Source organism: Arcobacter sp., from assembly GCF_050300555.1.
In the GTDB taxonomy this organism is placed as follows: Bacteria; Campylobacterota; Campylobacteria; order Campylobacterales; family Arcobacteraceae; genus Arcobacter.
Map to the genome: position 1 here is coordinate 1 of NZ_JBNKXY010000015.1, position 12,607 is coordinate 12,607.

Here is a 12,607-nt window from a genome sequence, read left to right on the forward strand (position 1 = left end):
ATTACTCACCTGTAATTATGCTGTTATACAAGGCATTGTGCCTTGTATAAAGACTAGCATCTTTGAAGGCTAAGGTTAGAATTTGATCAAATTCTAACCCTATCCTTTAAGGATGCTTTTGCGCTTTATATACAAAGCTAAAAGTAAACCACATTTTTTATAAGGTCGACAATGTTAAACTCTTTAAAATCTGGTAATAGACTTAGAGTAGATTTTGCAAAAAATCCTCAACAAATCGAAATTCCAAATTTATTACAATTACAACAAAATTCGTATGACAATTTTTTAATGGTAGGAAAAGAGAATAGAAATGATGCTGGTATTGAAAAAGTATTTAAATCAATTTTCCCTATTCATGATGCCCAAGGTAGAATAACTCTTGACTACATCGAAAGTGAAGTAGGAAAACCAAAATATGATGTAAGAGAGTCTATGATTAGAGGTCTTACTTATTCAATTCCATTAAAAATCAAAATAAGATTAACACTTTGGGATGTAAACGAAAAAACTGGTGAAAAAATCGGTGTTAAAGACATGAAAGAGCAGTCTTTATTCGTAAGAGAAATACCTTTAATGACTGATAGAACTTCATTTATTGTAAATGGTGTTGAAAGAGTAGTTGTTAACCAATTACATAGATCGCCAGGTGTTATTTTTAAAGAAGAAGAATCAAACACTGCTGGAAATAAACTAATCTATACAGGACAAATTATTCCTGATAGAGGTTCATGGTTATATTTTGAATATGATGCAAAAGATGTATTATATGTAAGAATCAACAAAAGAAGAAAAGTTCCAGTAACTATTCTATTTAGAGCATTAGGTTATTCAAAAGAGGACATTATCAAAATGTTCTATCCTATACTAAATATCAAAGTTAAAAATAATAAATTCTTAACAGAATTTAATCCTGATGACTTTACTGGAAGAGTTGAATTTGATATCAAAGATGATAAAGGTAACTTAATCATTGGTGCAGGAAAAAGATTAACAGCTAGAAAAGCAAAAGCATTAGTTGATGGTGGATTAAAATTAGTTGAATATCCAGTTGAATTATTGATGGATAGAAGCACAGCAAGTACAATATTTGATCCAGAATCTGGTGAAGTATTATTTGATTCTTTAACTCATTTAGATGAATTAAAATTAAAAAAATTACTTGACTTAGGTTTTGATTCTTTTGATATTGCAAATGATTTAGCTGATGGTGTTGATGATTCTATTATTAACGCATTTGCTGCTGATGCAGAGTCTTTAAAACTTTTAAAACAAACTGAGCAACTAGAAGATGAAAACGATTTAGCTGCAATTAGAATTTATAAAGTAATGAGACCAGGTGAGCCTGTAACTAAAGAAGCTGCAAAAGATTTCGTTAAAAAACTATTCTTTGATCCAGAAAGATATGACTTAACAAAAGTGGGAAGAATGAAAATGAACCACAAGTTAGGTGTAAATGTTCCTGAATATGTTACAACACTTACATATGAAGACGTTATCAAAACTGTTCAATACCTTGTAAAAGTTAAATCAGGTCATGGACATATTGATGATAGAGATCACTTAGGAAATAGAAGAATTAGAGCTATTGGTGAATTACTTGCTAATGAAATGCACTCTGGTTTAATCAAAATGCAAAAAGCAATTAGAGATAAAATGACAACATTATCTGGTACATTAGAAGATATTATGCCACATGATTTAGTTAACTCTAAAATGATTACATCAACAATTACAGAGTTTTTTACATCTGGACAATTGTCTCAATTTATGGACCAAACTAACCCATTATCAGAAGTTACTCATAAAAGAAGACTTTCTGCACTTGGAGAAGGTGGACTTGTTAAAGAGAGAGCTGGATTTGAAGTAAGGGACGTTCACCCAACGCACTACGGAAGAATCTGTCCAGTTGAAACTCCAGAGGGACAAAATATTGGTCTTATCAATACTCTTTCTACATTTGCAAAAGTAAATGAATTAGGATTTATTGAAGCACCTTATAAAAAAGTTCATGATGGTGTAGTTTCAAATGAAATTATTTATGTAACTGCAACTCAAGAAGAGGGGTTATTAATTGCTCCTGGTTCTACAAAAGTTGATGATAATGGAAAAATTGTTGAGCCATTAATTGAAGCTAGACAAGATGGTGAAATCTTAATAGTTGAAAGAAATAAAGTTGATTTAATTGATATCTCTTCTCAAATGGTTATGGGGGTTGCCGCTTCACTTATTCCTTTCTTAGAGCATGATGATGCCAACAGAGCACTTATGGGATCAAACATGATGAGACAAGCTGTTCCATTATTAAGACCAAATGCTCCAATAGTTGGAACTGGTTTAGAAAAAACAGTTGCAAGAGACGCATGGGAAGCTATCAAAGCTAATAGAACTGGTATAGTTGAAAAAGCAGATGCAAAAAATATTTACGTTAGAGGTGAAGATGAAAATGGCGCATTTATTGACCATTATAGCGTAAATAAAAATGTTAGAACAAATAATAATACTTCTTTTGGACAAAGAATTGCTGTAAAAGAAGGTGATTTAGTTGAAAAAGGTCAAGTAATTGCAGATGGTCCTTCAATGGATAAAGGTGAGTTAGCAGTTGGTGTTAACGCTTGTGTTGCCTTTATGCCATGGAATGGATATAACTACGAAGATGCGATTATACTTTCTCAAAGACTAATTGAAGAAGACGCATTTACATCTGTTCATATTTATGAAAAAGAAGTAGAGTGTAGAGAATTAAAACACGGTAATGAAGAGATTACTAGAGATTTACCAGGTGTAAAAGATGAATCAATTACTCACCTTGATGAATCAGGAATTGTAAAGGTTGGTACATATATCAAACCAGGTATGATTATGGTTGGAAAAGTTACACCTAAAGGTGAAATTAAACCAACTCCTGAAGAAAGACTATTAAGAGCTATCTTTGGTGAAAAAGCTGGACATGTTATTAACAAATCACTTTACTGTCCTACTTCAATGGAAGGTACTGTTGTTGATGTTAAAGTGTTCACTAAAAAAGGTTATGAAAAAGATTCAAGAGCAATTGCTGAAATTGAATCAGAAAAAGCAGAACTTGATTTAAAACACCATGATAAATTATTAATGCTTGATAGAGAAGAGATTTTAAAAATCAATGATTTATTATCAAAAGCAGTTTTATCTAAAGATGTTGATTTAGATGAAGTAGTTTACAAAAAAGGTGAAACTATTCCTTTAGATGTATTATCTAATGTAAATAGATTTGCTATGAAAAAAGTTGTATCTTCATATGACAAAAATGTTGAGAATAAGTATAATGAAATCAAAGAGTATTTTATTAATCAAAAATCTCAATTAAGAAAAGATCATGAAGAAAAACTTGAAGTTCTTGAGCACGATGATATTTTACAATCTGGTGTAATCAAACAAGTTAAAGTTTATATTGCAACTAAGAGAAAAATCAAAGTTGGGGATAAAATGGCTGGACGACATGGAAACAAAGGTATTGTTTCTAACATTGTTCCACAAGTTGATATGCCTTATTTAGAAGATGGTTCAACAGTTGATGTTATTCTTAACCCACTTGGGGTTCCTTCAAGGATGAATATTGGACAAATTCTAGAAGTACATTTAGGATTAGTTGGTAAAAAACTAGGAACACAAATCCAAGATATCTTTGATGCAAAAAGAACTGAATTTGTTGCAGAATTAAGAGCAAAAATGACTGAGATTGCAGATGTTGCAAAACTTATGAATGGTAAAGAATTCTTAGCTAATTTAAGTGACGAAGAGTTAATTAAACATGCACAAGATTGGACAAAAGGTGTTAGATTTGCAACACAAGTTTTTGATGGTGTAAAAGAAGACGAATTTGTTAAATTATTTGAATTAGCAAAAATAGATTTAGATGGTAAAACTCAACTTATTGATGGTAAAACTGGTGATAAGATGAAAGAAAGAGTAAATGTAGGTTATATGTATATGCTTAAACTTCACCACTTAGTTGATGAAAAAGTACATGCAAGATCTACTGGACCTTATTCTCTTGTAACACAACAACCAGTTGGTGGAAAAGCACTATTTGGTGGTCAAAGATTTGGGGAGATGGAAGTTTGGGCATTGGAAGCTTATGGAGCAACTGCTGTTCTAAAAGAAATGCTTACAACAAAATCGGATGACGTTGAAGGAAGAACAAGAGCTTATAGAGCAATTTCAAATGGTGAAAATGTTCCAAAATCAGGTGTTCCTGAAACTTTCTTTGTATTAACAAAAGAGTTAAAAGCTTTAGGTTTAGATGTAGAGATTTTTGACGAGGTAGAAGATAATGAGTAAAAATACAGTATTAGAGCCAATTGAAATTAAAGAATTAGAAAGACCGCAAGATTTTTCAGCGTTTCAATTAAGATTAGCAAGTCCAGAAAAAATTCTTTCTTGGTCTTGTGGAGAAGTTAAAAAACCTGAAACAATTAACTATAGAACACTTAAACCAGAAAGAGATGGACTTTTTTGTGCTAAAATTTTTGGACCAGTAAAAGATTATGAGTGTCTTTGTGGTAAATATAAAAAGATGAGATATAAAGGTGTTGTTTGTGAAAAATGTGGGGTTGAAGTAACTTCTGCAAAGGTGCGACGACACAGAATGGGACATATTGATTTAGTATCTCCTGTTGCACATATCTGGATGGTTAGCTCACTTCCTACAAGAATTGGTACATTACTAGGTGTTAAATTAAAAGATTTAGAAAGAGTATTATATTATGAAGCATACATTGTAAATGAGCCAGGTGAAGCTTATTATGACAATGAGCATACTAAAAAAGTAATGAAATATGATATTTTAAATGAAGAGCAATATAGAACAATTTATGATCACTTTGAACACACTGGTTTTGAAGCAAACATGGGTGGACAAATTGTAAGAGATTTACTTGAAAATCTTGATTTAATGGAATTATTACATAGCTTAAAAGAAGAGATGCAATCTACTAAATCTGAAGCTAAAAGTAAAACTATTATCAAAAGATTAAAAGTTGTTGAAAACTTTATTAACTCTGGAAATAGACCTGAATGGATGATGTTAACTCAACTTCCAGTTCTTCCACCAGACTTAAGACCACTTGTTTCACTTGATGGTGGAAAATTTGCAGTTTCAGACGTAAATGACCTTTATAGAAGAGTTATCAACAGAAATAACAGACTTAAGAGATTATCAGAACTTGATGCACCTGAAATCATTCAAAGAAATGAAAAAAGAATGCTTCAAGAAGCGGTTGATGCACTATTTGATAATGGTAAAACTGCAAATGCTGTTAAGGGTGCAAATAAAAGACCTCTTAAATCTTTATCTGAAATTATTAAAGGGAAACAAGGGCGATTTAGACAAAACTTACTTGGAAAAAGGGTTGACTTCTCAGGAAGATCTGTAATCGTTGTTGGACCATCACTTAATATGGATCAATGTGGTATTCCTAAAAAAATGGCTTTAGAGTTATTTAAACCGCATTTAATGGCAAAACTAGAAGAAAAAGGTTATGCAACTACATTAAAATCAGCGAAAAGAATGATTGAAGCTGAAACAAATGAAGTATGGGAATGTTTAAGTGAAATTGTTGATGAATATCCTATTTTATTAAATAGAGCACCAACTCTTCATAAACTTTCAATTCAAGCATTTCACCCTACGTTAATTGATGGAAAAGCTATTCAATTACACCCATTAGTTTGTTCTGCATTTAATGCCGACTTCGATGGTGACCAAATGGCAGTTCACGTGCCTTTATCACAAGAAGCAATTGCTGAAGCAAAAATTCTTATGATGAGTTCAATGAACATTCTTTTACCAGCATCAGGTCGTGCTATTGCTGTACCTTCACAAGATATGATTTTAGGTATTTATTATCTATCATTGGAAAAAGATGGTGTAAAAGGTGAGCATAAATTATTTACAGGTGTTGATGAAGCAGTTATCGCTTTAGAGATGAAACAAGTAGATTTACATGCAAAAATTAGAACAAAAATTGATGATAGAATTATTCATACAACTGTAGGAAGACTTATTATTCATAATATTTTACCTGATTTTGTTCCTTTAGAATTATGGAATAAAATTTTAAAGAAAAAAGATATTGGTACTTTAGTTGATTATATTTATAAACATGGTGGATATGAAGTAACTCCAAGATTCTTAGATAACCTTAAAAATCTAGGATTTAGATATGCAACAGATGCAGGTATCTCTGTTTCTATTGATGATATTAGAGTTCCAGAAACAAAATCTGGGCACATTGCTAAATCTAAAAAAGAAGTTATTGAAGTACAAAAACAGTTTGCTCAAGGTTTATTAACTGAGCAAGAAAGATATAATAAAATCATTGATATCTGGACAGAAGTTAATAATAAACTTGGTCGAGAGATGATGGAACTTGTTGAAACTGATAAAAATGGATTTAACTCTATTTATATGATGGCTGATTCAGGGGCTAGAGGGTCTGCAGCTCAAATTAGACAGTTAGCAGGTATGAGGGGACTTATGGCTAAGCCAGATGGTTCTATTATTGAAACACCAATTATCTCTAACTTTAAAGAGGGGCTAAACGTACTTGAGTACTTTATTTCAACTCACGGAGCTAGAAAAGGTCTTGCCGATACTGCACTTAAAACTGCAAATGCTGGTTATTTAACAAGAAAACTAATTGACGTTTCTCAAAATGTAAGAATTACAGCTGAAGATTGTGGAACTCATGAAGGTATTGAAATTACTGACTTATCAAGCGGTAATGAGTTAATTGAGAGTTTAGAAGAGAGAATTACAGGAAGAGTAATAGCTGAAGATATTATTGATCCTATATCTAATGAGATTTTATTTACTGAAGGTACATTAATAACTGAAGAAGATGCAAAAATTGTAAGAGAATCAGAAGTTAAATCTGTAGTAATTAGAACTCCATTAACTTGTAAAGAAGAAAACGGATTATGTTCAAAATGTTATGGTCTAAATCTTGGTGAGCAAAGAAAAGCAAATCCAGGTGAAGCTGTTGGAGTACTTGCAGCACAATCAATTGGGGAGCCAGGAACACAGCTTACGCTTAGAACTTTCCACGTTGGGGGAACTGCTAGTGCAACTCAAACTGAGAGAGAATTAAGAGCAGATAAAGAAGGTTTTATTAGATATTATAATATCAAAACTTATGTATCTAAAGCTGAAAAATTAATTGTTGCAAATAGAAGAAATGCAGGTATTTTACTTGTTGAGCCAAAAATTAATGCACCATTTAAAGGAAAAGTTACAGTTGAAACTCTTCATGAAGAGACAATTTTAACAATTACAAATGGTAAAGATGAGAAAAAATTCTATTTAAGAAAGAATGACGTAGCAAGACCAAATGAACTTGCTGGTGTATCTGGTAAAATAGAAGGTAAACTATATTTACCATATTCAAATGGTGAAGAAGTTAATGAAAATGAATCAATCGTAGAGATGATTAAAGACGGATGGAATGTTCCAAACAGAATTCCTTTTGCATCTGAATTAAAAGTAAGAGATGGAGCTCCAATTACAACTGTTGTTACTTCTGGAGCTAAAGGTTCAATTAAATATTATAAATTAATTGGAGATTATTTAGAAAGAAGACCAGATATTAGAGCAGGACATAAAGTTGTTGAAAAAGGACTTTTTGCCGTAATCGTTGATGGCGATGATAGAGAAGCATTAAGACACTATATTTCAAGAGGTTCTGTTTTAGAGCTAAATGATAGTACGGATGTTGAAAAAGATACAATACTTTCTAAACCAGAAGGTACTGAGCAAGTTGTAATTGCAGAGTGGGATCCATATGCTAACCCAACAATTTCTGAAAAAGCTGGTACTGTAACATTTGAAGATATTATTCCAGGTCTTACAGCATCTGAACAATTTGATGATTTAACAGGTACTTCTAAATTAGTTATTAATGAGTATGTTCCTGCAGGATATAAACCAACTATCGTATTAGCTACTGAATCAAAAGAGCTAATAAGATATGCTTTAGATCCTAAAACTTCACTTTTTGTTAGTGAAGGTCAAAAAGTTGAAGTTGCTGATATTATTGGTAAAACGCCAAAAGCTTCTCAAAAATCAAAAGATATTACTGGAGGTCTTCCAAGAGTATCTGAATTATTTGAAGCAAGACGACCAAAAAATATAGCAGTACTTGCATCATTTGATGGTGTTGTAACTTTTGGTAAAAGTTTAAGAAGCAAACAAAGAGTTATTATTACTGATGATAAAGGTAATAAAGTTGAATATTTAGTTGATAAATCTAAACAAATTTTAGTACATGAAGGTGAGTTTGTTCATGCTGGTGAGGCATTAACAGATGGGCAAGTTGCTTCACATGATGTACTTAGAATTTTAGGTGAAAAAGCACTTCATTATTTTATTGTTTCTGAAGTACAACAAGTATATAGATCTCAAGGGGTAAATATTGCGGATAAACATATTGAGGTTATCTTATCTCAAATGTTAAGACAAGTTTCTATACTTGATGGTGGAGATACTAAGTTTATCGTTGGAGATATGGTTTCTAAGAAAAGATTCCAAATGGAAAATGAAAGAATTATGAGATTAGGTGGAGAACCTGCGATTGCTGATCCATTACTTTTAGGTATTACAAGAGCTGCTGTTACATCAGATTCTATTATTTCTGCTGCATCTTTCCAAGAGACTACTAAAGTTCTTACGGAAGCTGCAATTAGTGCTAAAATGGATATGTTAGAAGACTTAAAAGAAAACGTTGTAATTGGTAGAACTATACCAGTTGGAACAGGTCTTTATAAAAATCAAAAAGTTAAGTTTAAAGACTTAGAAGAATAGGCAATAGAGCTTTTGCTCTATTGTTATACATTTAACAATGGATTTATACTCACTACTTCTACTTTTTATTGCCGTTGAACTTTTTGAATCAAACTGGCAAAAACATGACAATCTTTATGGATTGATTTATAATAACTATCAAATTTACAAAAAAAATATTTTTCTATATTTTATCTTACATGCAAGTTTTTTTTATGCTCTTGCCGTAACAATTTACCTTAATAATTTTAATTTTTGGATGCTTTCGATTATAGGTATTAAGTTTTTAGATATGGCGTTTAAAATCAATATGATGCAAAAACTTAGTTCTGGATTTGAAATACATGAAGTAATGCCAATAAATATTAAAATAACAACTTTCTTTAGATACTTTAATGTTTTAATATATCCTGCTTCTTTTGCCTTTGCAAATGGCATGATTTTTAACTAATTTTATATTTTTATCATCTATTCTAGCTATAATAAGCAAAAAATAAAAGGAATAGTATGCAATATTTAGTAATAGCTTATGATAATGAAAATGTATTAGATAAAAGAATGGCATCAAGACCAGCTCACGTAGAAGCTACTCAAAAACTTATGGCTGAAGGTAAAATCGTAAGTGCATGTGCATTAATTGAAGATGATATTATGGTTGGTTCATCAGTATTAACAAACTTTGAAACAGAAGATGAATTTAATGAATGGTTAGAAAATGAGCCATATGTTAAAGGCGGAGTTTGGGATATGGAAGAGATTCAAATCGTACCTATAAAGATAATGCCTAAAGCATAATAATAGGACAAGTTTTTATTGGCTTTTATTCTAATCTAACTTTTATTATAAATTTTTTAATATAGAAATATATGGTTAATCAATTTAACATATAAAAAAGATAACTTTAGATAAAATCCGACATTAAAAAGATACTATTTTACAAGTTTAAGGAAAGGATTTATCAAATTGCAAGATATTAAGCAACAATGTAGTTATGAAGATGAAATAGATTTAAGAGAATTATTTAAAACAATTTGGCACAGAAAATATTTTATAGTTTCTTTTACTATGATAATTACTATTTTTGCTGGTTTTTATGCTTTTTTTAAGAATCCAGAACCAATTTATGAGGGTAAAGTGTTATTTGAAATTGGAGAATTACATAGTGAATCTTTTGGAACTATGTATTTAGATAATCCTAATAATTTATCAGAAATAATTAAAGTAAAACTAAATATAGATTCTACTTTACCTAGTAAAACAAATGATTTGATTGAATTAAGTGTAAAAAGTATAGATAAAGATAATATTAGAAAAGAGCTTGAAACAGCTATTGATTTTATAATTAATAGACATAAAGAAAAAGTAAAATTTTATAAAAATTATATAATGTCAAAACAAATTGGAAAAATAAAAATTGATGATAATCCCATAAATAAACCAAAGAAAAAACTAATAGTATCTGTTGCTTTTATAACAGGATTTATATTATCAATTTTTTTAGTTTTATTGATTGATTTTATTCAAAGTTTAAAAAAAGATGTTTAAACTGAAAAAACTTAAAAAGAATATAAAGTGAATATTTTAATAACAGGTGGTGCTGGCTATATAGGTACCCATACTTTAGTAGAACTTAATAATGCTGGATATGAGTTCATAGTTTATGATAATCTTTCAAATTCTTCACAAGCTTCAATTAAGGCTGTAGAAAAAATTATAAATAAAGATGTTATTTTTCAAGAAGGAGATATTAGAGATAAAGAAGCTTTGAAAAAGCTATTTTCTAAATATAATATTGATTCTGTTATTCATTTTGCTGGACTTAAAGCTGTTGGAGAATCAGTTTCAACTCCGCTTGAGTATTATAATAATAACGTATATGGAACTTTATGCTTACTTGAAGTTATGAAAGAGTTCGATTGTAAAAAAATTGTATTTTCAAGTTCTGCAACAGTTTATAATGAAATCGATTCAAAAAATTATATTCCTTTAACAGAAAATAATCCAATCGGTAATACAACAAACCCATATGGAACTAGTAAATTCATGGTTGAAAGAGTTTTAAAAGATTTATATATTTCTGATAATTCATTTAAAATAGCAATATTAAGATATTTTAATCCTGTAGGTGCTCATGAATCTGGGTTAATAGGAGAGGATCCTTCTGGTATACCAAATAATTTAATGCCATATATTTCTCAAGTTGCGGTTGCTAAAAGAGAGTATTTAAATGTTTTTGGAGATGATTATGATACACATGATGGTACAGGAGTAAGGGATTATATTCATGTGCTAGATTTAGCTGATGCTCATGTTAAAGCATTAAATTATTTAGATTTGATGGCTAATAATAATGTTCCTTTGATTGTAAATATTGGAACTGGCATTGGATATTCTGTTCTTGATATAATAAAAGCTTATGAAAAAGCAAGTAATAAGAAAATACCATATAAAATAGTAAATAGAAGATTAGGTGATATTTCAAAATGCTATGCAAATCCAACATATGCAAAAGAAATTTTAAATTGGGAAGCTAAAAGAACATTAGAACAGATGTGCATTGATAGCTGGAGATGGCAAAAGAATAATCCAAATGGATATAAGAAAGGTTAATTAAAGTATGAAAATTGCAATAGCGGGTACAGGATATGTAGGATTATCAAATGGTATTTTACTTTCTCAACATAATGAAGTAGTTGCATTAGATATTATTCCTGAAAAAGTAGAAATGCTTAAAAATAAAAAATCGCCAATAGAAGATAAAGAGATAGAAGAATATCTTTTAAGAGATGATTTAAATTTTACAGCTACATTAGATAAAGAAGAAGCCTATAAAGATGCTGATTATGTAATAATTGCAACTCCAACAGACTATGACCCTGAAACAAATTATTTTAATACAAAATCAATAGAGTATGTTATTGCAGATGTATTAAGTATAAATTCAAATACTACAATGGTAATCAAATCAACTATTCCAGTTGGTTATACAAAAACATTAAGAGAAAAATTCAAAACTGATAATATCATATTTTCACCAGAATTTCTTAGAGAAGGACTTGCTTTATATGATAACTTATATCCTTCAAGAATAATTGTTGGTGAAAAAAGTGAGAGAGCAACAGTATTTGCAAACTTATTAGCACAAGGTGCAATAAAAGAAAATATTGATATTCTTTTTACAGATTCGACAGAAGCAGAAGCCATAAAACTTTTTGCAAATACATATTTAGCAATGAGAGTTGCATATTTTAATGAATTAGATTCTTATGCTCAATCTCATAATTTAGATTCAAAACAAATAATTGAAGGTGTTGGATTAGATCCTAGAATTGGAAATCATTACAATAATCCATCTTTTGGCTATGGTGGATATTGTTTACCCAAAGATACAAAACAACTTAGAGCAAATTATGCTGATGTACCATCTAATTTGATTAATGCCATTGTTGAATCAAATAGTACAAGAAAAGATTTTATAGCAGATTCTATTTTAGCTAAAAAACCAAAAATAGTTGGTATTTACAGACTTGTAATGAAATCAGGAAGTGATAATTTTAGAAGTTCAGCTATTCAAGGTATTATGAAAAGAATAAAAGCAAAAGGAATCGAAGTCGTTGTTTATGAACCAGTTATAGAAGAAGATAATTTTTTTAACTCAAAAGTTATCAAAGATTTAGAAGAGTTTAAAAATATATCAGATGTAATAGTTGCAAATAGATTAAGTGAAGATATTCTTGATGTAAAAGACAAAGTTTATACAAGAGATATTTTTAATAGTGATAGTTGATAAAA

Annotated in this window: 7 protein-coding genes; all 7 read left to right on the plus strand. The window is 30.0% G+C overall.

Features of this window, described 5'->3' with window-relative positions; genetic code table 11:
* Positions 1 to 171 precede the first annotated feature (171 nt).
* The 7 genes from rpoB to ACQY5W_RS10800 all read left to right on the plus strand — a co-directional run bounded on the left by rpoB (position 172) and on the right by ACQY5W_RS10800 (position 12,602).
* Complete coding sequence (rpoB, locus tag ACQY5W_RS10770; protein ID WP_428024973.1) at positions 172 to 4,317, plus strand: DNA-directed RNA polymerase subunit beta; 4,146 nt, start codon at positions 172 to 174, stop codon at positions 4,315 to 4,317.
* Positions 4,310 to 8,836, plus strand: coding sequence for a DNA-directed RNA polymerase subunit beta' (gene rpoC / locus ACQY5W_RS10775; RefSeq protein WP_428024974.1), 4,527 nt, complete (start codon positions 4,310 to 4,312; stop codon positions 8,834 to 8,836). Before rpoB ends, rpoC begins: the two co-directional genes overlap by 8 nt.
* A gap of 37 nt (positions 8,837 to 8,873) precedes the next feature.
* Positions 8,874 to 9,266 carry a hypothetical protein gene (locus ACQY5W_RS10780; RefSeq protein ID WP_428024975.1) on the plus strand — a complete coding sequence of 131 codons (393 nt, stop codon included), beginning with the start codon at positions 8,874 to 8,876 and terminating at the stop codon, positions 9,264 to 9,266.
* Positions 9,267 to 9,322: 56 nt separating this feature from the next.
* Positions 9,323 to 9,610 carry a YciI family protein gene (locus ACQY5W_RS10785; RefSeq protein WP_428024976.1) on the plus strand — a complete coding sequence of 96 codons (288 nt, stop codon included), beginning with the start codon at positions 9,323 to 9,325 and terminating at the stop codon, positions 9,608 to 9,610.
* 168 nt (positions 9,611 to 9,778) lie between these two features.
* Complete coding sequence (locus ACQY5W_RS10790) at positions 9,779 to 10,360, plus strand: Wzz/FepE/Etk N-terminal domain-containing protein (RefSeq protein ID WP_428024977.1); 582 nt, start codon at positions 9,779 to 9,781, stop codon at positions 10,358 to 10,360.
* A gap of 27 nt (positions 10,361 to 10,387) precedes the next feature.
* The gene (galE, locus tag ACQY5W_RS10795; RefSeq protein ID WP_428024978.1) at positions 10,388 to 11,425 is read left to right on the plus strand and encodes a UDP-glucose 4-epimerase GalE; all 1,038 of its coding nucleotides are present in this window, start codon (positions 10,388 to 10,390) and stop codon (positions 11,423 to 11,425) included.
* Between the two features lie 7 nt (positions 11,426 to 11,432).
* Positions 11,433 to 12,602: a nucleotide sugar dehydrogenase gene (locus ACQY5W_RS10800; RefSeq protein WP_428024979.1), complete on the plus strand. Its 1,170-nt coding sequence runs from the start codon at positions 11,433 to 11,435 to the stop codon at positions 12,600 to 12,602.
* Positions 12,603 to 12,607 lie beyond the last annotated feature (5 nt).